The sequence below is a fragment of the Exiguobacterium sp. ZWU0009 genome (assembly GCF_000798935.2).
GTDB lineage: Bacteria > Bacillota > Bacilli > Exiguobacteriales > Exiguobacteriaceae > Exiguobacterium_A > Exiguobacterium_A acetylicum.
In genome coordinates this window covers 608,609-628,582 of the sequence record NZ_CP018057.1, presented here as the reverse complement: position 1 = coordinate 628,582, position 19,974 = coordinate 608,609, and the positions used below count along the sequence as shown (strand labels likewise).

The window sequence follows — 19,974 nt, the reverse complement described above, 5'->3', positions numbered from 1 at the left end:
TCGCTCAACCAAAAGACTCGGTCGCCAAATCGGCGACCGAGTCTTTTATGGTTATCCAAGTAATGTGACGAGCAACGCTTTTTGTGCGTGGAGGCGATTCTCGGCTTGATCGAAGATGACAGATTGCTTGCCATCGATGACGTCCGCCGTGACTTCCTCCCCGCGATGCGCCGGAAGGCAATGCAAGAAAATAGCTTCATCATTTGCTTGATTCATAATATTGGCATTAACCTGATATCCTTCAAATGCTTGCAGACGCATCGTCGCTTCTTCTTCTTGTCCCATACTCGCGAAGACATCCGTATACACGACGTCTGCACCACTCGCTGCTTCCTCAGGATCCGTCATGACGATGATGTTTCCACCCGTTTCCTTCGCAATGACTTGTGCCTCATGAACGATTTGTGGATCAGGAGCATACGCCTCCGGCGCACAGATGCGAACTTCCATTCCACTGAGCGCTCCACCAATCATCAGCGAATGCGCCATGTTATTTCCGTCCCCGATATATGTCAAAATCTTTCCGGATCGTGTTCCAAATGTCTCTTCGATTGTCAGCAAGTCAGCAAGGACTTGGCACGGATGGTGTAGATCCGTCAATCCATTGATGATTGGAATCGTACCATGTGCCGCAAGCGTGTCGACGATCTCATGACCGAACGTCCGAATCATCAGGGCATCGACGTAACGGCTCATGACTTGAATCGTATCTGAGAGCGGCTCCCCCCGCCCGATTTGCATATCTGCTCCACTCAGTACGATCGGATGTCCACCGAGTTCGGCGACACCCACCTCAAACGATAGACGTGTTCGCGTCGATGCCTTTTCAAACAATAAGGCCACTTTTTTATGGCTTAATGCGTTTTGGTAGACACTCGGCTGATGCTTGATGTCTTTCGCGAGTGCCAATAGCTCCGTCAGTGCTTCCGGCGTCAGTTCCGCCATCGTTAAGAAATGTTGTAGTTGTTGCATCGTCTTCATTTTACTTCCTCCTTGATCGGCTCTGTCCATGTATGAAGTGGCTTCACAGCATGTGGGGACTTTTCTGTCGCTTGTAGATGATAATGTGCTAGTTCAGGTTCTGTCAGAACTTGTACCCCGGCGGCAAGCGCTGCTTCGCGACTCGCTTTTTCTTCTGTCACGTGCGAATAGAAAATCGCACATTGTGCCCAGTCGATCGTTCCATCTAACGCTACACCCGTTCCGAAAGCCTTTGTATCTGCTCCAGCAACGATGACGTCTCTTGTCGTCAAATGTCGTTTCGTCGTTTCGTCAAAGATAAAACGTTCCAGCGCCAGTCCGTCTGTCGTCCATTGCAGCGTTTCACCTGTCGAACGCATGACGGGACCTGTTTTCGGATCGACGCCTTGTAGTTTCAGCGTTGAAAAAACAGGGGTCTTGACAGCATGGAAATCAAGTTTCGTCTGTTCCGTTGGTAGTGCGACCGCTTGACCGACCGCAGCTTGGACTGCCCACTGTAAGATCGGTTGACCCGTTACTTTGGCGACGATCGGTAACGTGCGAGAGGCACGCGGATTGATTTCCAAGACGTAGACTTGATCGTCATGTAAGACGAATTGGATATTGTACGCTCCTTTATAATCCATCTGTTGTCCGATCATCTGCGCGATTCGCTCGATTTCGCTCTGAACGGTAGCATTGAGCGATACAGGTGGCAGAATCATCGTCGAATCTCCAGAGTGAACTCCTGCCCGTTCCAATTGCTCCATCAAAATCGGAACGTACGTCGTTGTTCCGTCCGTAATGCAGTCGACTTCGATTTCCTTTCCTTGGAGGTAGGCATCCACGAGGACCGGGAATGCTAATTCGGAAACGATCGTCTCTAATTGCTCTTGATCGTGGATGATATGCATTCCTTTACCTCCGATGACATAGGAAGGACGAATCATGACCGGGTAACCGATCGTTGTTGCGACTTCTATCATTTGTTCGTACGTCGCCACTTCTTGTCCTGGAATACGATCGATACCAATGTCATCTAAAAATTGATAGAACCGCTCACGGTCTTCCATTTGATCGATGACATCTGCCGTCGTTCCGAGAAGATGATAACCGGCGTTCTCCAAACCAGACGCAAGCTCAATCCCCGTTTGTCCTCCGAACTGGACTAAGACGTCTTGGCAATCCTCTGCTTCTAGCACATGCATGACGTCTTCAAGTGTCAACGGCTCGACATACAGGCGATCTGCGACTTCGAAGTCGGTCGAGACGGTCTCCGGGTTATTGTTGATCATGATTGTTTCGTAACCGGATGCTTGTAATGCACGTACCGCGTGAACGGAACAATAATCAAATTCGATTCCTTGACCGATCCGAATTGGTCCCGCACCGATGACAGCGACTTTCTTTTTCGTCGATGCTGTGACTTCCGTTTGACCACTCCAGTTTCCGTAGAAATAAGGAGTCGCACTCTTGAACTCTCCCGCACATGTATCAATCATGTGATAGACAGGAAGGATGCCTTGCTCTTTACGTAACTTCTCGATGTCTACAGCACTGACACCCGTCAGAAGGGCAATTTGTTCGTCCGTAAAGCCCATCAGCTTCGCAGTTTTGATAGAAGAGATGTCTGTCATTTTAATTTTTATTTGCTGATCAACGAGGCGTTGGAGTACTTTAACGAATAAAGCTTGTACTTTCGTCTGTTCGACGAGTTCTTCGACGGTCGTCTCCTTGCGATCCAGTAGCGCGAGCATCGCAAGCAAGCGACGATCCGTCGGCGCCTTTATTTCTTTCCACAATACGTCAACCTCCGCTGTTCTCATCCATGTCGGATAAAGAGGCGCTTGCTCGACTCCTGCACCACGCCACGCCTTTTGTAACGCTTCTTCTAGCGTCTTCCCCATCGCCATGCTCTCACCCGTTGCCTTCATTTGCGTTCCAAGCGTCCGGTTACTGCCGGTAAATAGATCGAAAGGGAAACAAGGCACTTTTGCCGTGATATAATCCATCGTCGGTTCAAAACTCGCCATCGTCTCCTTCGTGACAGGATTGATGCAGTCATCAAGTCGCTCACCGAGCGCAAGACGTGTCGCTAATTTCGCGATCGGATATCCCGTCGCCTTGGAAGCAAGTGCCGAAGAACGACTGACACGCGGATTGACTTCAATGACGAAGTAGCGTTCTTCCGTCGGATGGATCGCGAATTGAATGTTACATCCACCGATGACACCGAGGTGCGATACGATTTTCCGCGCTTCCGTCCGCAATTGCTGATTCATTCGATCTGAAATCGATTGAATCGGTGCAAAGACGACAGAGTCTCCAGTATGGACACCGACAGGATCAATGTTTTCCATGTTGCAGACGATGATCGTCGTATCTGCGCTGTCACGCATGACTTCGTATTCGACTTCTTTATAGCCAGCGATACTCACTTCAACCAAACACTGCGAAATCGGACTCGCTTGTAAGCCGTTCTGCGCTAACAAACGTGCCTCGTCCTTCGTCACCGCGATTCCACCGCCCGTTCCCCCGAGCGTAAAGGCTGGTCGGATGACGAGTGGCACCCCGTGTACTGCCATGAAATCTTCAAGTTCTGCTAACGACTCGATTGTTTGACTTTCCGGGAGCGGTTGCGCGAGTTCGATCATCTTTTGCTTGAATCGTTCACGATCTTCTCCGTCTCGGATTGTCTCAAGCGATGTCCCTAGAAGTTCGACACCGTATTGCTCAAGTACGCCTGCTTCTTCGAGTGACATCGCAAGATTGAGTGCCGTTTGTCCACCGACTGTCGCTAGGAGATGGGATGGTCGATCTTGTTCGATGATGGCCGTTGCTTTTTCAAGGGTCATCGCCTCAATGTAGACATGATCTGCCGTGCTCGGATCCGTCATGATAGTAGCCGGATTCGAATTCATTAAGATGACCTCGCATCCCGCTTCTCGAAGCGCCTGACAGGCTTGTGTGCCGGAATAATCAAATTCTGCTGCTTGCCCGATGACGATCGGACCCGAACCGATGACGAGTACTTTCTGTTTATCCCACATATGCTACCTCCTGATGTAATACGCTATTTACGAATTGATCGAAGACGACCATCGCCTCTGTCGGTCCTGGACTCGCTTCTGGGTGAAATTGGACTGTCATGATCGGTAGAGCCGGATGAATCAATCCTTCAACGGATCCATCATTGATGTGTTCGTACGCAAGTTCCATTTCAGACGCTTCGATACTTTTTACATCAACGGCATAACCATGATTCTGAGACGTCATGAACACTTGCCCGGATGCTAGATGACGTACGGGATGGTTCGCCCCACGGTGCCCGTGATGTTGTTTTAATAAGGTACAACCAAAGGCATGAGCGAGGACTTGGTGCCCCATACAAATACCAAGTGTCGGATAGCTCGTCGCCAATTCACGGATTCCTGAAAGAAATGGATCCAGTTGTGTCGGATCACCAGGTCCATTGGAGAACAGCAGACCATCTGGGGCCAGTGCTTGAACCTGTTCCGGTGTCGTATCATATGGCACGACCGTTACACGCATATGGCGTTCAAGCAAAGCATCGATCATCGATTGTTTTACGCCGTAATCGATACAGACGATGTGACCCTGTTCGACTTCCGGTACGTATTCGACGTCTGAAGTCGTTGATACGGAAGCGATGTATGCTGTGTCGATTGACTCAGTGACTGCCATATCCTCTTGCATCATGTCTCCGAATTGGTCGCCTTCCGTTCGTAATAGATGCACAAGAGAACGCGTATCGACTTCTGACAAAATCGGAATATTCGCTTTGCTCAACCAGCTCGCGAGTGATGTTCCTTCCCCGTCCGCTGCTAATGTTTGAACGATGACGCCAGCGACTTGAATCTGGTTGCTTTCTGACGCCTCCGCTTGAATACCGTATTGACCAATCAACGGGTATGTGAAGACAAGAATTTGACCCTGATAAGACGGATCCGTCAAGACTTCCTGATATCCTGTCATTCCAGTGAAAAAGACGACCTCGCCTTTGACTGGAGCTGTTCCTTGCCACGAACCGGTAAACGTCGTTCCGTCCGCCAGCATTAGTTTTCCGGATTGTTTCATACGATGACCTCCTGTTGACAAACGAGTTGTATTTTTTCGATGGCGTGCATGAGTTCCTGTTCCGTCACGAACAACGATGGTAATAAGCGAATGACATGAGGACCAGCCGAAACGACGAGAAGACCATTCTCACGTAAAGCGTCAATCAGCGGTGCAACAGGCATCGTACACTCGATACCAACCATCAAGCCACGTCCACGAATAGAACTCACGATTGACTTGGGTAATTTCTCCTCTAATTGTTGACGTAAATATTCGCCTTTTCCTTGAACGTCTGCCATGACAGTGTCACTTAACAAGAGATCAAGTGTTGCTTCCGCAGCTGTCATCGCGAGTGGATTCCCACCAAAGGTCGAGCCATGCGATCCAGGTGTGAATACTTCCGCTGCCTCTGCCGTCGCAAGTAGCGCGCCGACCGCGAGTCCACTCCCAAGCCCTTTCGCGAGGGTAATGATATCCGGTACGAGTGGTGTCTGCTCAAACGCAAAACGAGAACCCGTCCGACCAATGCCGGTCTGCACTTCATCGACGATGATTTTGACATCGTATTGCTGCGCCTTCTTCATCAACGCTTCAAGCCACGCATCATCAGCGACGACGACCCCACCTTCTCCTTGAATGATTTCAAGCCATACGGCAGCAGTTTGCTCCGTAATCGCTGATAGACTCTCCATCTCGTTAAACGGTAGATGTTTGAAGCCATTCACCATCTCCCCGTATCCCGCTTTGATTTTCTCCTGTCCTGTTGCGCCCATCATCGCAAACGTTCGCCCGTGGAAGGACTGTTTAAACGTGACGACTTCCGTTTTCCCTGTCCATTTTCGAACGAGTTTGTACGCCGCCTCGTTTGCTTCCGCACCACTGTTACAAAAGAAAGCACGGCTAAGATGACTGTCTTCCGTCAGTCGCTCGGCGACTCGCTCTTGGGCCGCGATTTGAAACAGATTCGACGTATGCCAAATTTGATTCAACTGTTCCTCTAACCGTTGCTGAATATAAGGATGACGGTGCCCTGTGTTGCAGACAGCGATTCCCATGATGAAATCCAGATACGTCTTCCCTGTCGCATCTTCTACGATCGACCCTTGTCCTTTGACCAATTCCACATCAGTACGTTGATAAGTGGGTAGTAGTGCACTCATGTAATTCCTCCTTGATTTGTGTCCCTGTAGCTAATGCATTTTTCCCAGACCGAATGACGACCTCTGGAATACCATGCTGAGTGGCTTGCATCATCGCTTCGACCTTCGGAATCATTCCCCCGTAGATTTCTCCCGACGCTATCGCAGCTTCGATGGCTGCAGACGTGATTTCTGATTGATAGTCACCGTTTACTTTTACACCCTCGACATCCGTCAACAATTCAAAGCGGTCGACAGACCAAGCCTTCGCGACAGCAATTGCACACGCATCTCCATTACTGTTCAATACACCTTGCTCCCCTGTGACAAGGGACGTGACGACAGGCACATAACCATTCGTACTCAACACCGTGAATAATCGTGGATGAATGTGCGTGATTTGACCGACTGCCCCGAGTCCTTTGATCGTTTTACCATGGACGCTTGCGCCGTCTAAACCGCTCATTCCGACGGCAGGGATCCCCGCTTGATTCAACTGCTGGACGATACCGGATTGGACTTCCCCTGCTAAGATCCGTCGCGCCCCGAGTAAGACACCATCCGTCGTTACACGGACACCGTTCCGAAACACGGGTTTGATTCCTTCTTGCTCACAGTAACTCGATAGAAGAGGACCGCCCCCATGGACAATCAATAATTCGTTACCGGTTTCGACCCACGCTTTCCATTCCTCGAAATACCGCGCATCCAATTGCTCCCACACACTACCACCTAGTTTGATGACTTTTCGTTTCGTCATGTCCGGTAACTCGCATTGATTTTGACGTAATCGTACGTCAGATCACATCCATAGGCGTGCCCTCGTCCTGTGCCGTCATGTAAATCGATATGAATTTGAACGTCCTGCTGTGCCAACTCCCGCGATGCAATTGTTTCATCGAATAAGACAGGCATGCTCTGTTGCAACACCCACTGCGAACCAATTTTGATGTCAACGTTTGATACATCAAGTGGCTCCTTGATACTCCCGACTGCAGCGATGATTCGTCCCCAGTTCGCATCTTCCCCAAAGATTGCTGTTTTGACGAGAGACGATCCGACGACTTGTTTGGCGATCATCCGCGCTACTTCATCAGTTTGTGTTCCGTCTACCGTCACTTCGATCAACTTCGTCGCACCTTCCCCGTCCCGCGCAATCTGTTTCGCTAAATCTTGGCAAACCGTTTCGATCGCCTGTTCGAATGCTAACACTTCGTCTGTCCCTTCAACGATCGTTGCTCCTCCTGCAGCTCCGCTCGCTAAAATCATGACCATGTCATTCGTCGAACTGTCACCGTCTACGGTAATGCAGTTGAACGTCCGATGAATCGTCCGGCGCAATAGTGTCTGTAAGACATCCGGTTCAATCGTTGCATCGGTCGTCAAGAACCCAAGCATCGTTGCCATGTTCGGGTGAATCATCCCTGACCCTTTCGCCACGCCACATACTGAAATTTGAACATTGCCTTGCATGTATTGTTGACCAGCAGATTTCGTACCGGTATCGGTCGTCAGGATCGCATGGGAAAAATCATTCGCGGCATCCTTGTCATTTGTAGGCATCAGCTGTGGAATACCTGCCAGTAACGTATCAATGGCTAACGGTTGACCAATGATTCCTGTTGAAGCAATCGCGACTTGTTCTGGAGCAATCCCGAAGTGGGTCGCTAACGCTTGTTGTGATGTATACGCATGTGATAGACCAAGTTCTCCTGTGCAGGCATTCGCATTTCCGCTGTTGACGAGGACTGCATGAATGTGTCCTTGTGACGCCTGTAACGCTTGCTTCGTCACAGTGATCGGTGCTGCTTGCACCTGATTCGTCGTATAGACAGCTGCGGCACTTGCACCTTTCTCACACCAAATCAAACCAAGATCCTTCCGCTTTCGCTTTAGCCCGACGTGTACCCCTGAAGCTTGAAATCCCTTCGGTGTCGTGATCGTCAATGGGGTCTCTATTTGTACTTGCCACACAGGCGTTCCTCCTCTTTCATCTCAAAGTATTTAAATATAGATCGGTTGTTGGGTCAGACCAGACATTTCATCAAATCCTGCTAAAATGTTGGCATTTTGAACGGCTTGTCCGGCAGCTCCTTTTTGCATGTTATCGATGACTGAAACGATGGTCACGCGCCCTGTCCGATCATCCTTATAGACGGTCAAATCACAATGATTACTCCCGACGACGGACTTAATTTCCGGATCAGCCTGTTGGATTCGGACGAATGGTTCCGTTGCATACTGGTCAATCAACCAGGATCGCCACTCCGCTTCCGATAAATCGATCAACGGCTGGACTGTCATAATCGCCATGATGCCTCGATTGATCGGTAGTAGTTGGGTCGAGAACGTAATCGGATCCGATGATCCAGTCCATTCGAAAAGCGCCTGCTCAATTTCCGGAATGTGCTGATGCTGATTCACTTTATACAAACGAACGTTTTCGCTGGAATGGACATGATGCGTTTGTGCCGTTAACGTTTTGCCAGCCCCCGTTAGACCAGAAGAAGCTTGAATGATGATTTGAGATGGATCGATTTTTTTCTCTTTTAAGAATGGTGTCAGTCCGAGCAAAACTGCTGTCGCGTAACAGCCCGGATTCGCAATCCATTTGCTCGATGCAACAGCTTGACGATTCCATTCTGGTAATCCATAAGTTGCTCTTTGTTGTAACTGGAGATCAATTGGTTCCTTGTCATACCACGCTGCATATGCTTCAGATGGAAGTCTCAAATCGCCACTCAAATCAATGACATAACCGGACCAATTTTGAAGTTGTTCTAAGTAATGCTTCGAAATCCCACTCGGTGTCGCTAAGAACACCATGTCTGTCTCGGTTTCCATCAAATGCTCGACCGAAAAGGAAGATAACGAGGAATATGTTTTTTTATTCATGAATGGGAATACATCATGCATGGATTCCCCTGCCATCGAGTCACTCATTAAACAGACGATCTCAAATGAAGGATGTGCTTCTAGCAGGCGAATCAGTTCAATTCCGGTATATCCTGTTGCTCCGATAATGGTACATTTCATATCTGTACGCTCCCCTTCAAAGAATGTTATACCGATTTAAACATATGTATATTTATACTGTCAATTGAATTTTTATTAGTTTTTATGCAAAAAAAGAAGCGTTGAAGCGATTGTCTTTTATAAGACAGTCCCTTCAACGCTTCTTTTACATGCATCTACTTAACGCTTTTCCGCACGTTGCGCTACGAGATGATCAATCCCAAATACGCCTGCACCCATAATCGCGACGACTACTACAAAAATCAATGTAAACATATGTATCCTCCTCATCGTTCACAAAAATGTCATTTGATACTTCTTATTGTGCAAGATTTGAACTAAAAAAGAAAGCGTTTACGACAAAAAATCGTCACATTTTTGTTTTTTTATATTTTTCATAGAAACTCTTATGGTTGACGCCATCCAGAATATTCGTTAGTATTACGTTTGTTCAATGCTTTTGTGCATAAAAGCGTGTTAGTAACAGAGAGTTAACATACTTTCATATTCATATTAAGGAGGTGGAAGCATGCGCATGTCATTCCGTGAATCCGCAGCTATCCTAGGAATCAGTATCATCATCTTATTGTCCGCGTTATTCGGTGCTAAAGCCGAACCGCATCTTGCCATCTTGTCCAGTCTTATTTTCGTCTCAGGATATGCCGTTTACCGCGGTTTTAAGTTCGAGGACGTCGAACACCACATGATTCAAGGTATTCGGGAAGCGATCAAACCGATCTTGATCATGTTGCTCGTCGGTATGACAATTGCGGTCTGGATGATGAGTGGCGCAGTGCCGACCCTTCTCCATTTTGGTTTATCTACACTTTCAGCGACTTGGTTCGCACCGAGCGCTCTTTTGATTGCGATGGTCGTCTCGACCTTTACAGGTAGCTCCTTTACGACGATTGGTACGGTTGGTGTTGCCTTGATGGGAATCGCAATCGCACTAGGCGTTAATCCAGCACTTGCAGCAGGTGCCATCATCAGCGGTGCCTGTTTCGGAGATAAGATGTCACCTTTATCAGATACGACGAATTTCGCTCCAGGAATCGTCAATGTGTCTGTGTTCGATCATATTCGTTTCATGATGGGAACAACGATTCCCGCTATCACGATCACGTTCATCTTGTTCTTCATCTTCGGACGTAGTAGTGGAAATGTCGATTCGTCTGCTGTTCAAACGACACAACAAGAGTTAGCTCGTTTATTTGACTTGTCACCTTGGACATTGCTTTCACCGTTGCTCGTCATGGTGTTAGCATTACGTAAAATGCCGGTCGTCCCAACACTTGTTGCTGGTGTTTTAAGTGGATTGTTATTAACAGGCATTGTACAAGGAAACTGGAATATCTCGAACTGGATGACCGTCATTCAGAACGGATTAAAACTAGAATCTTCTAGTGAGACGGTTACATCCATCATTAGTAAAGGTGGATTGCAATCGATGATGTGGTCGGTTTCGCTCGTTATGCTCGCACTTGCCTTCGGTGGCGTCTTGCGAGGTATCGGTGTCATTGACGTGGTCATTGAACGGACCGTTTCTAAACTAAAACGTGATGGTAGCATCATTTCATCCGTCGCCTTGTCGTCTATCGGCGTAAACTTGATGGCTGGGGAACAATACTTGTCCATCTTGCTTCCGGGTCAAGCATTTAAGAAAATCTTTGAAAAGCGTCAGATTGATCCACGTTTCCTCTCTCGTTCACTCGAGGATGGCGGAACACTTATCAATCCCCTTATTCCGTGGGGTGTTTCTGGGGCGTTCTTCGCTTCGACACTCGGTGTCCCAGTAACAGCATACGTTCCATTCGCATTCTTTTTACTCCTTTCACCATTATTTACGTTTTTACTCGCATTTCTTCGTCCAACGAAAATCGAAACAAAACAATCTCTCGCTTCTTGAGTCTATTTCATATTAAAGATCCGATATGTCCTATCGGGTCTTTTTTCTGACCACTATCTTCTTTATTTCCTGTTAAATACGTCCGATTTAAGACGAAAATGGCTTGGAATCGCGTTTTTTTAAAGAATCATGTGTAAAGATGAAATGAACTGGGAATATACCAAACATAAGAATAAAAATTACAGAGAATGATAGAGAGAGAGTACATTCCTGGTCGACCGAGGAATGACTTCGATGTAATTGTGGGAGGAGTTAATATGATCAAACGTGGTACGCTGGAGCGACTTGATGGCAAATATGCTGTCCTACTATGGGAAAATGGTTCAAGTTTCATTCCACGACGTTATTTACCACCTGAAGCACGATTAGGCGATATGATTATCTTTGACGGCACGACTTATACGCTAGATGTTAGTAATTCATCACCCTCTTCCTTTCAAACATTTTCGTTTCGGCAAATGGGTTGATGATCGATAAAAAGCCATTCGATGTCATGCATTGACTATAGAGAAGGAACTTCTCTCATCAGTCTTTCATGAAACGAATGGCTTTTTGTTTTATCTACGAACATATAAGGCGTGATGGCGACAGGAGGGACAGGGAAACTGATCAATGTCGGATATTTCGATTCGTTCTAACATCGTCTGATCATGCGGACATTCATAAAGTGGTTGAACGATATCCAGTTGCAAAAATAGAGCACACCAAAATCGATTCGAAAATCGGTGACAGGTCGGACAATGATATAAATCCAATTGATGTGGTACCCACTCATCTGCTAATTGTTCTTGATGCAACTGATAATGCTGGATTAATCGAAAACGATTCCAGTCGTCTACATATGCCCGCTGTAAAATCGGTTCATGCATCGACGGTACGAACCAAAGCGGAAGTCCTGTCATGAACGCTTCGACCCCTTGCGTCAAAACAGCAGGAAACGATGGCCAGCCATCCAGTTGACCGAGTTGAAATGTTTGTTGAAAGGAGCAGTTGTCGCATAGGAGTTCCATAGTCATCCTCCTGTTCGTTTCACCATCTCTTTTAACATCTGTTCCGTCACAGGACCGACGTGTTTTGCAAGAATCGTCCCTTGGCGGTCTAATACATAAGTAGCTGGCATTGCTACGAGACGATAGGCATCCTCTGATGTTCCTTGTCGATCATATAATACAGGATATTCAACAGGTGTTTTCTTCAGAAAATCAGCAACATCCGAAACACGTCGCTCTGAAGTCGTGACATTGATCCCGTAAACCGGTACATCTGTATGTCTTGCAAAGGCATTTAGTTCTGGAATCTCTTGTTTACAAGGCGGACACCATGTTGCCCAAAAATTAATGACAAAGACATCATGATTGATTTCGTCTAGATTGATGGTTTTTCCTTCTTGACGTAAGGATAGATTCGGGGCTTTCATCCCTACTTCAAGACCACCTTGTGATACTTGTTTTTGTTGTTGCTCCACTTTTTTTTGTTTCGCATCATATGTTTGATAACTTTGATAGGCAATGCCGATAATAGCAATCGCTAGGATCAGATAGATCAACGGTTTTTTCACATCTAACCCCCTCCTTCTTTGTTCAGTGTAGCAGACTTCCTCTTTTCGACTATCTACTTTTATCAACAAAAAAGCGAACTCTTCCGCCTTATATGCAGAAAGAGTTCGCTTCATTTTAGAGAATTCACATTTTAACGAGACAAACAGTTAGTTAAAACGTGGTAATTGTTTTTTGACTTGACGGTTATCTTTAACGCTACCGACAGCTTCCGCTCCCCCTAGGGCCTCATTCAAGGAGGTCTTCCCTTCCTTGACTTCTAGACGTCGATTGAATACTGATCGATTATCGACAGAAGCAACGAGAATCGATGCGACATCCGTTTCCGAAATCGTCGCGTCCTTCGTGTCCTTCAAATCTTCATCGGCTTCAATCAAGCCACGCCCTTCACCTGTTGTGATGGCAACCGGACAAATGATCGTATACGTCAAACCACTATGTTCAATCTGCTCCTCTGCTGCATTCTTAGCAGCATAGAACGGATAGACATCTTTCTTGAATTGCTCGGGGCGATCTGCACCATAAGCGCTCAGTAGAACGAAATGACGTACGCGTGCCTTTTTAGCTGCATCAATTGTTTTCAAAGCGACTGTTCGATCCAGCAGTTCTATTTCGGTTGCTTCGCCGCCTACTCCTGCGGTAGCCGCACAAATGACTGCATCCTGCCCTGCGACTCCGTGCTCAATGACTTTTTCGAGTTCTGTTTCGATATCGACGTAATGCGCCTTGACACCGAGTTTTTCGAATCGTTCCACCAGATGTTCATGACGAACGATGACCGTGACCTGATGACCCTTGGCAAGCGATTTGACGACGCGCGCTCCAATCGTACCGGATGCACCTACGACTAGTACTTTCATATGGGGGGTCCCTCCTCGATAAGTTAGTCACCTTCGTGGAATGTCATGATATCATGTCCAAAATCATCATTTCAGAGATAACCTAAAACAATCCACCAAAGGAGCAACGTACATCAATTTATACCCGCAATGACCGGAAGGAAACCCCTCCCCCTTAGTTCTTCAATGTGCCATAAAACGTCGTATCAAGCTGATCACGTAATTCTTGCAGTGCCTTCTCATTTGGTAAATCATAGAAAATCCCGTTCAGTCGTTGGCTGACGGCTTCGATTTCATAATGTTTTCGTTCTGACATCAAGGCAATCGATAAACCTGCCGTCGCCATCTCGCGGACACTTAAATCAAGGTTCATCTCTTCTTTCATATACGTATGCGCTGCTGGAATTTTCGACCATCCAGTCGGCTTCATCAAATGTGTCGCGACGGCTTGGATGACTTCCGACTGACGATTCGCGCGCGCTCCGTCATTATCCGTTTTTCGATGTCTCGAATAGGCAAGTGCCATCGCACCATCCATATGGTATTCCTTCCCTTTTTGGAATGAATACTGATTTGCTTTCCCACTCGCATCCTGCTCGGAGAACGTTCCTGTCGAGACCAGGTCAATTCCGCCGATTTGATCCACTAATCCGATGAAACTATCGAAGGAGATGACAATTTTTCCATCGATTTCTTCATCGAGTAGACCCGAAACAGCATCTTGCGTACATTCTTCTCCACCGAAGGCAAAGGCATGTGTGATTTTATCCTTCTTTCCATTCTCACAGGAAATCGGTGTATACGTGTCTCGAGGAATCGACGTCAACTGAATCGTTCGAGAAAGTGGAACGAATTGCATGACCGACAGAGAGTCCGAACGTGATCCTCGCAACGATTCTCCAGGTCGTGCATCACTTCCGATCAATAAGAACGTGAACGGTTGTGAGGCAAAAAGAACGAATGCGATGAGCAACAATAAAAATAGTCCAAGAAGCTTTCGTTTAACACGATGTTTTTTCTTGATTTTTTTAGGATGAGCTTCTCGTGAAGAAACGTCAGGAGTCTGCTGTACCGATTGCTCTGATCGCCCCGCCTTCCTCGAGCGTCTCGAGCGATCCCGATTAGCAAACAACCGTGATCCGGCACCCCCGATCATCTGTGCGACCTGTTTAAGCATGCCGCTCCCGGAACGACGCGATGTACTTTTTCGATCTCGCGGTTGCTCTTCGACATATCGATGATACGTAGCCGGTTCTTGCTGCTTCTCAAAGGATTCTTGAGAAAATGATTCGTCCGGCGCGTATGCTTTCGAAAAAGCTTCTTCTCGCCTAGCCTGCTCTTCTTGTCTAGCTTGCTCTTCTAACTGCATACGTCGTCGCTCCAAGCGAGAGCGGTGTGGTTGATGTTCTGCCATTCAGATACCTCCGTATCAATCTTTTGCGATCTGTTTCTCTTTCAAGAATTCGCGGAGATACGTCCGTTTCGGTTCGTGCATCGAGGCAGCCATCTGTTTGACCCACCCTTCTGTCCGTTGACCACCGGTCCGTTCTCCGTAATACGATGACGTTGACTCTTCGTATCCTGTCAGTAACTCACGCATCGTATCGTCATCAGTATACGTATTCCGGTGGAAGACCGCATCCATCGGAAGGCGGGGTTTTTTACCGGGTTGTTGATCCGGAAGACCGACCGCGACTCCAAATAATGGTACGACGTGATCTGGAAGTTGTAAGAGTTCGCTGACACGACGGGCATCATTTCGTAGTGAACCGATGTAGACCGTTCCGTAGCCGAGCGACTCGGCAGCTACGACTAAATTTTGAGCAGCGAGTCCCGCATCGACAGCCCCTACAACAAGCGCTTCTGTCGTCTCGATCGTCCGGCTAACGTCGCCTCCTGCTAGTTCTGCCGCTAACGTATGTTTGTGGTAATCCATACAAAAGACAAAGAAGTAACTGTTTTCTGCCACATATTGTTGACCACTTGCAACGTCAACTAATTGTCGCTTCAATCCTTCGTCTTCGACACCGATAATGGCATAAGCTTGCTGATAAGAAGATGTCGAGGCAGCCTGTGCGGCTTTTATGAGTGCTTCAATCGTCTCTTCGTCTAATTGATGTTGTTTGAATTTCCGGATTGACCGGTGGTTGAGTAAATGTTCAATGGTTTCATTCATGTGTAATCGTCCCCTTCTGTAATGAGTCTTCTTATTTAAGATAGTCGTCTCTGACTAAAAAGCGCAAATGAAGAGGTTCGGTTTATGAAAAAAGCGGGAAATGAATAGTGTTGTACTGTGCTTTTCTTGCGAAGGAGGGCGATCATGAGAATACGGAAACTGCGACTCTTACTAGAACAATATGGCGATACGACCCTTCGCGATATCATCGTCGAAATCTATCGTCAACTCCCGAGACAAGTCATCGAAGAGAAAGAGTTTGACGCCATGTTGACACAGTTCATGAAGTATAAGGATTTGCAAAAAGAACAGGAACAACCGACCGTCGAACAGACGATTGCTCAGACGGAACGGTTTATTCAATTAGCATACGATCTCCAGTACCTTGAGCCGAATCCGATCGTACCGCTTCGCGAACAAAAGAATTGGTATATCACCGCAAAACGTCTGTTGAAGCATTTACGCCATTATGCTCATCGTAAAAACGGAACCCGGATTGCCTTTGAGGAATTTTTCTTTCTTCTTTCGTCGGCTGCCGGGGAAGAACCTTTATTTTTAAGTAATGATCCGTTTCGATTATTGAAAGTCTCGCAAGTCGACTTTTTTCAAGAATTAGTCGGCTATTATAAAAATGATAGTCATGGTGTCGAATGGATGGAACGCGCCCTCTATACAGCGTTGAAGGTTCCGATGGACGTCGATACTGAGCGCAGTGATCTTTTGCTTGCCGTACTTGCTCATTGCGAGAAACCAGAACATCAAGAAGCATACATCCATTGCTTGAATGCGCATGCAAAAAAACTACAATCGCATGTTCGGATTGATGCGGACGCTTTATCCACCTATCAAGAAATTCGTTTCGCAGAGCTACATGCCCTCATTTCCCTACGCGCGTTAGAACGAGCGGAAACGATGCTGTTCACAGAATATATCCCATATTTTTCGCATCGCTCGACTCCGTTTCGCTATTACCTTGATCTCCTCGAACGCGCTGGACTCGAACAAGAACACGAACGAATGGCACGCGTTGGTCGAAAAAAACGAATTCATTTCTAAGAGTAGATTCTTCTTGTTCACACGTAGTAGACAATAAAAGGCAAGTGACGAATCCATCGTCACTTGCCTTTTATTAGTCAGATTCATTTCAATCGGAGGCATTGACGATGCCAAGTCCGACTGTTGCGAGTAGTGCAATACAAGCGAATAGAAATGCCATGTCGTTCGGTGAATCGAATCCTTCATAAATCGGTTCCTTCCGATCAACGATGATATGATCCTCCGCGCCATAATTGCCATATGTCGTCGAACTGCTTACACCCGGTTCATCGTAATCACGTGCTTCGGCTACCAATGTATCCGCGCTGAGTAACCAGCCCGATAAACCGATGACGATCCAGAGATACTTCATGATAATTTTGCCTCGATTCTTTCTTATCTTCAGGAATCCATCTACTTTTTGTTTGAAATAGAAGATATAAATACCTTTTATTTCCTGTAATATAAAAGCAAGATATTTTCAACTTCACTTTGCTAAAGGAGGAACTTAATTTGCCTATTGTGTATTACAATCAATTGTCTCATGTTCAAAGGCGACACGTCCATCAACTTCTACAGCACCATCAAAAGGCATCTGATTTTTCATTTTTTCAGCCGCTTGAAGATTGTCAATGGGTCTACCTCGAATCCGGTCAGGTGAAAGCGACGCTTGGATATCATGTCGTGCATGACATCGTTCACTTTATAAACGGTGCCTTTCACGATATCAAAGCCTTTCGTCGTCTGGCTATTTTGCTACACTTACATGCCGTTCGACAAGGATGTCGGCATATTCATGTACAAGTGTCCCCGCCGCATGATCTTTCTCTAACTTCGATTTGGAAAGAGCTTGGTTATAGTTTATATGCCGAACAGTTTCGTTTAATTGGACTCTCAGAAGGACAGCCTGCTACGCTGCGTTTGAAAGCTGTTCATGCACAGAATCAAGATACTTATCTCGCACTTCGTAACGATGCCATTCGAGGAACACATCACTTTTTTCCTTATCAGGTATCTGATTTAGACAAGTTGATTCACCGAAAAGCGATTCCTTACCTAGTCTATGATAAGCAACTGATTGTCGGTACACTATTATTTCAAAAGCAGGGACAAAATATCCGTCTTCTTGAAATTACGTGCCTACCTGAGCTGAGACGTCAAGGATACGGTAGCCGTATCCTTCATACATTTCAAGAAAAATTACGACGCGCAAACATCCAAACGTTTGAAGTATCTTTTCTATCCACACAACAAGATGTACTACGCCTGTATCACCCCTCGATGTTTTGCGATATCCAGTTAACCTCTCATTGGCATACGTTCAGTACGGATCCACCTCCATTAATCATTTAGGCGATTGACGATTCCCTTGTATTCAGGCAACACATACTCCGCATCCATTTCCCGAAAATCAACATGACCCGTTTTACGAAGCACTAGCCCCATCTCGTATAACTGTTCGATATAGGCATCTCCCCATGTCAAGGCAAGTCCGGGTTGGTGATTATGAAAAGCAAGCAAGGCATCTTCAATAATTTCAGACGCAATGGATGCTTGCATCACGCGGTTCAATAAAGATTGGAACAGTATGGTTTGTCGTCCAATCAGCGCATAAAACGGGACATAATGTTTAGCATAAACAAACGTCGGCAAATAGGCATCCGCCTCAATCGTCTTTAGCAACAATGGTGAAGCGGGACGTTGTAATCGTTCTGCAAGTCCAACGGTCGCCTTGCATTCGCACAGCTGATCAAGCACTCGAATCGTCAACTCCTCTTCTATATCGAGCAATAAGACGAGATCAAGCAGATTCAATTCATGCGTCTCCATGAATTGATCACTGCGTTGAAGATGCATCGTATAAGTAACGTCCAGCTTTTCAGCAACAAGTGCCCATAACTCTGAATGGCGCGCCGCATATAGACCTACCGGAAAGTGAAGAGGTTGGCGGACGATCGAGCGATGCCCTTCAAGTGTATAGACTTGATTGACGTCCAGACCGTATGCTAGCAACATTTCGAGTAACTGCTGACGATTTTGACAAGTGACGAGTGTTTGAAACAGACGATCGACCTCGACGAGTGGTTGTTTCATTTCGAGCGCTATTTTTAAATGAGCAGGTGAATCCTGCTCTAGCGCACGCTTAATGAATTGTAAGGCCTGTTGTTCCGCATCGTTCAGTTGGGCAACATATGTCCGAAACATTTCGATGTCAAGCTCCCGGAAGGCTTGTAACGCCGGTGCAATTGATTGATTTTTTATAAAGGGTTTCCACATGATTCCCTCGACCTCCTCATTCCAGTATCTCTTCGTAGTGTACGCAATATCCTATCGTCTTGAAAGTAAAAAATGGAGAATCTTCCGGCGTTTCAGGAAGATTCTCCATTTTTTATTTTTTACCGACTTTTAGATGAGTATTTCGAAAGACGGCATCTTGTTTTCCTGTCTTTTCAACACTTGTTCCGACAGACCCCAGATATTCGATTTCATCCTTTGGTTGAATGAACTCGTATGTGATGGCAGGTTCACCCCGAAGTCGAACGTGTATGATTTGTCGATGTCGTAAAGAGAATGATGCGCGTACTTCAAGAAAGGAGGAAGCTGACAAATCATGTTGCCGCTCTAAAATCGTCATCAATTCTTTTTCAGAGTCACGATAATTTCCCTGCAATTGAGCATACGAAATACCCACTCCTAAAGATAGGATACCGATTAGACTAAGAGCGAAAATGACCAGCACTTTCTTCATGACTGATCCACCTCCGAGAAAAGTTCATTCTACTTATTCATCGGTTCATCGATCGTCGACGTGAAGTCTTTTTTCGAATCCTTTACGTGAAACTGCATGTCCACATGTGGAATATCATCTTCTAAATAAGGTTCGGATACGGTTTCGAAACCAAACGACCCGTAAAACCCTTCTAGGTGTGCTTGTGCCTGTAAGTAGATCGCAGCTTCTTTCTGCAAATGAACCATCGCTTTCTCCATCATTTGTCTTGCTAACCCAACCGACCGGTGTGCATGGTGAACGGCTACCCGTCCAATCGCTATTCCTTTTGTCGGATGATCGTATATCCGAAGACATCCGACGATTTGACCGCTCTCACTCCGTACGATTAGGTGTGTCGCTTGTTGATCTTGATCATCTAGCTCCGGATACGCACACTCCTGCTCAACGACGAAGATATCCGTTCGTAATTTTAAAAGTGCATATAAGGTATCAGGTGTCATGTGATGAAAAGACTTGAATTCAAATTCGTACATAAAA

The 19,974-nt window shown here is 46.4% G+C and carries 20 protein-coding genes; 4 read left to right on the top strand and 16 right to left on the bottom strand.

All coding sequences use genetic code 11. The annotated features are described in order from the left end of the window. Window positions 1-51 precede the first annotated feature (51 nt). Genes argF through argC form a run of 7 tightly spaced genes read right to left on the bottom strand, consistent with a single transcriptional unit; the run spans window position 52 to window position 9,215 of the window. Window positions 52-981 (bottom strand): ornithine carbamoyltransferase, encoded by a 930-nt coding sequence (gene argF / locus L985_RS03240; protein WP_029340844.1) that lies wholly within the window; start codon window positions 979-981, stop codon window positions 52-54. Continuing rightward, the gene (gene carB, locus L985_RS03235; RefSeq protein ID WP_047395114.1) at window positions 978-4,010 is read right to left on the bottom strand and encodes a carbamoyl-phosphate synthase (glutamine-hydrolyzing) large subunit; all 3,033 of its coding nucleotides are present in this window, start codon (window positions 4,008-4,010) and stop codon (window positions 978-980) included. Before carB ends, argF begins: the two co-directional genes overlap by 4 nt. Beyond that, window positions 4,000-5,058 (bottom strand): carbamoyl phosphate synthase small subunit, encoded by a 1,059-nt coding sequence (locus L985_RS03230; RefSeq protein ID WP_029340842.1) that lies wholly within the window; start codon window positions 5,056-5,058, stop codon window positions 4,000-4,002. The genes carB and L985_RS03230 overlap by 11 nt, the downstream gene beginning before the upstream one ends. Beyond that, complete coding sequence (locus L985_RS03225) at window positions 5,055-6,200, bottom strand: acetylornithine transaminase (protein ID WP_029340841.1); 1,146 nt, start codon at window positions 6,198-6,200, stop codon at window positions 5,055-5,057. Before L985_RS03225 ends, L985_RS03230 begins: the two co-directional genes overlap by 4 nt. Beyond that, on the bottom strand, window positions 6,166-6,939 hold the full coding sequence (gene argB, locus L985_RS03220) for an acetylglutamate kinase (protein WP_029340840.1): 774 nt from the start codon (window positions 6,937-6,939) through the stop codon (window positions 6,166-6,168). Before argB ends, L985_RS03225 begins: the two co-directional genes overlap by 35 nt. Then, window positions 6,936-8,153: a bifunctional glutamate N-acetyltransferase/amino-acid acetyltransferase ArgJ gene (gene argJ / locus L985_RS03215; RefSeq protein WP_047395111.1), complete on the bottom strand. Its 1,218-nt coding sequence runs from the start codon at window positions 8,151-8,153 to the stop codon at window positions 6,936-6,938. The genes argB and argJ overlap by 4 nt, the downstream gene beginning before the upstream one ends. A gap of 30 nt (window positions 8,154-8,183) precedes the next feature. Next, window positions 8,184-9,215 carry an N-acetyl-gamma-glutamyl-phosphate reductase gene (argC, locus tag L985_RS03210; RefSeq protein ID WP_047395109.1) on the bottom strand — a complete coding sequence of 344 codons (1,032 nt, stop codon included), beginning with the start codon at window positions 9,213-9,215 and terminating at the stop codon, window positions 8,184-8,186. A gap of 508 nt (window positions 9,216-9,723) precedes the next feature. On the opposite strand from argC, the gene nhaC reads away from it, so the two are divergent. Together nhaC and L985_RS03200 are read left to right on the top strand one after the other, a co-directional pair. Next, window positions 9,724-11,100: a Na+/H+ antiporter NhaC gene (gene nhaC, locus L985_RS03205; RefSeq protein ID WP_029340837.1), complete on the top strand. Its 1,377-nt coding sequence runs from the start codon at window positions 9,724-9,726 to the stop codon at window positions 11,098-11,100. A 257-nt stretch (window positions 11,101-11,357) separates the two neighbouring features. Then, window positions 11,358-11,567, top strand: coding sequence for a DUF3006 domain-containing protein (locus L985_RS03200; RefSeq protein ID WP_029340836.1), 210 nt, complete (start codon window positions 11,358-11,360; stop codon window positions 11,565-11,567). 90 nt (window positions 11,568-11,657) lie between these two features. On the opposite strand, the gene L985_RS03195 is transcribed toward L985_RS03200, so the two are convergent. From L985_RS03195 to nfsA, 5 genes are all read right to left on the bottom strand, one after another. Further along, complete coding sequence (locus L985_RS03195) at window positions 11,658-12,110, bottom strand: hypothetical protein (RefSeq protein WP_029340835.1); 453 nt, start codon at window positions 12,108-12,110, stop codon at window positions 11,658-11,660. A gap of 2 nt (window positions 12,111-12,112) precedes the next feature. Then, window positions 12,113-12,658 carry a TlpA family protein disulfide reductase gene (locus tag L985_RS03190; RefSeq protein ID WP_029340834.1) on the bottom strand — a complete coding sequence of 182 codons (546 nt, stop codon included), beginning with the start codon at window positions 12,656-12,658 and terminating at the stop codon, window positions 12,113-12,115. 147 nt (window positions 12,659-12,805) lie between these two features. Continuing rightward, the gene (locus tag L985_RS03185; RefSeq protein WP_029340833.1) at window positions 12,806-13,516 is read right to left on the bottom strand and encodes an NAD(P)H-binding protein; all 711 of its coding nucleotides are present in this window, start codon (window positions 13,514-13,516) and stop codon (window positions 12,806-12,808) included. Between the two features lie 154 nt (window positions 13,517-13,670). Then, the gene (locus tag L985_RS03180) at window positions 13,671-14,909 is read right to left on the bottom strand and encodes an LCP family protein (protein WP_047395106.1); all 1,239 of its coding nucleotides are present in this window, start codon (window positions 14,907-14,909) and stop codon (window positions 13,671-13,673) included. 15 nt (window positions 14,910-14,924) lie between these two features. Beyond that, on the bottom strand, window positions 14,925-15,671 hold the full coding sequence (gene nfsA, locus L985_RS03175) for an oxygen-insensitive NADPH nitroreductase (RefSeq protein WP_029340831.1): 747 nt from the start codon (window positions 15,669-15,671) through the stop codon (window positions 14,925-14,927). A gap of 144 nt (window positions 15,672-15,815) precedes the next feature. On the opposite strand from nfsA, the gene L985_RS03170 reads away from it, so the two are divergent. Beyond that, on the top strand, window positions 15,816-16,727 hold the full coding sequence (locus tag L985_RS03170; protein ID WP_029340830.1) for a hypothetical protein: 912 nt from the start codon (window positions 15,816-15,818) through the stop codon (window positions 16,725-16,727). A gap of 88 nt (window positions 16,728-16,815) precedes the next feature. On the opposite strand, the gene L985_RS03165 is transcribed toward L985_RS03170, so the two are convergent. Continuing rightward, a complete protein-coding gene (locus L985_RS03165) occupies window positions 16,816-17,079 on the bottom strand; it encodes a hypothetical protein (protein ID WP_029340829.1) in 264 nt (87 codons plus the stop codon). A 149-nt stretch (window positions 17,080-17,228) separates the two neighbouring features. On the opposite strand from L985_RS03165, the gene L985_RS03160 reads away from it, so the two are divergent. Further along, the gene (locus L985_RS03160) at window positions 17,229-18,059 is read left to right on the top strand and encodes a GNAT family N-acetyltransferase (protein ID WP_328286320.1); all 831 of its coding nucleotides are present in this window, start codon (window positions 17,229-17,231) and stop codon (window positions 18,057-18,059) included. On the opposite strand, the gene L985_RS03155 is transcribed toward L985_RS03160, so the two are convergent. The 3 genes from L985_RS03155 to L985_RS03145 form a co-directional block, all read right to left on the bottom strand. Next, on the bottom strand, window positions 18,048-18,983 hold the full coding sequence (locus tag L985_RS03155) for a hypothetical protein (RefSeq protein WP_047395103.1): 936 nt from the start codon (window positions 18,981-18,983) through the stop codon (window positions 18,048-18,050). The genes L985_RS03160 and L985_RS03155 overlap by 12 nt on opposite strands. Before the next feature lie 112 nt (window positions 18,984-19,095). Continuing rightward, on the bottom strand, window positions 19,096-19,455 hold the full coding sequence (locus tag L985_RS03150) for a hypothetical protein (RefSeq protein ID WP_029340826.1): 360 nt from the start codon (window positions 19,453-19,455) through the stop codon (window positions 19,096-19,098). Window positions 19,456-19,484: 29 nt separating this feature from the next. Beyond that, window positions 19,485-19,970 carry a GNAT family N-acetyltransferase gene (locus tag L985_RS03145; protein ID WP_051656213.1) on the bottom strand — a complete coding sequence of 162 codons (486 nt, stop codon included), beginning with the start codon at window positions 19,968-19,970 and terminating at the stop codon, window positions 19,485-19,487. Window positions 19,971-19,974: the final 4 nt, after the last annotated feature.

What these genes read in the sequence shown, in the direction of transcription:
- argF (WP_029340844.1), bottom strand. Translation starts at nt 981, where the DNA reads ATGAAGACGATGCAACAACTACAACATTTCTTAACGATGGCGGAACTG.
- carB (WP_047395114.1), bottom strand. Translation starts at nt 4,010, where the DNA reads ATGTGGGATAAACAGAAAGTACTCGTCATCGGTTCGGGTCCGATCGTC.
- L985_RS03230 (WP_029340842.1), bottom strand. Translation starts at nt 5,058, where the DNA reads ATGAAACAATCCGGAAAACTAATGCTGGCGGACGGAACGACGTTTACC.
- L985_RS03225 (WP_029340841.1), bottom strand. Translation starts at nt 6,200, where the DNA reads ATGAGTGCACTACTACCCACTTATCAACGTACTGATGTGGAATTGGTC.
- argB (WP_029340840.1), bottom strand. Translation starts at nt 6,939, where the DNA reads ATGACGAAACGAAAAGTCATCAAACTAGGTGGTAGTGTGTGGGAGCAA.
- argC (WP_047395109.1), bottom strand. Translation starts at nt 9,215, where the DNA reads ATGAAATGTACCATTATCGGAGCAACAGGATATACCGGAATTGAACTG.
- nhaC (WP_029340837.1), top strand. Translation starts at nt 9,724, where the DNA reads ATGCGCATGTCATTCCGTGAATCCGCAGCTATCCTAGGAATCAGTATC.
- L985_RS03200 (WP_029340836.1), top strand. Translation starts at nt 11,358, where the DNA reads ATGATCAAACGTGGTACGCTGGAGCGACTTGATGGCAAATATGCTGTC.
- L985_RS03195 (WP_029340835.1), bottom strand. Translation starts at nt 12,110, where the DNA reads ATGGAACTCCTATGCGACAACTGCTCCTTTCAACAAACATTTCAACTC.
- L985_RS03185 (WP_029340833.1), bottom strand. Translation starts at nt 13,516, where the DNA reads ATGAAAGTACTAGTCGTAGGTGCATCCGGTACGATTGGAGCGCGCGTC.
- L985_RS03180 (WP_047395106.1), bottom strand. Translation starts at nt 14,909, where the DNA reads ATGGCAGAACATCAACCACACCGCTCTCGCTTGGAGCGACGACGTATG.
- nfsA (WP_029340831.1), bottom strand. Translation starts at nt 15,671, where the DNA reads ATGAATGAAACCATTGAACATTTACTCAACCACCGGTCAATCCGGAAA.
- L985_RS03170 (WP_029340830.1), top strand. Translation starts at nt 15,816, where the DNA reads ATGAGAATACGGAAACTGCGACTCTTACTAGAACAATATGGCGATACG.
- L985_RS03165 (WP_029340829.1), bottom strand. Translation starts at nt 17,079, where the DNA reads ATGAAGTATCTCTGGATCGTCATCGGTTTATCGGGCTGGTTACTCAGC.
- L985_RS03155 (WP_047395103.1), bottom strand. Translation starts at nt 18,983, where the DNA reads ATGTGGAAACCCTTTATAAAAAATCAATCAATTGCACCGGCGTTACAA.
- L985_RS03150 (WP_029340826.1), bottom strand. Translation starts at nt 19,455, where the DNA reads ATGAAGAAAGTGCTGGTCATTTTCGCTCTTAGTCTAATCGGTATCCTA.
- L985_RS03145 (WP_051656213.1), bottom strand. Translation starts at nt 19,970, where the DNA reads ATGTACGAATTTGAATTCAAGTCTTTTCATCACATGACACCTGATACC.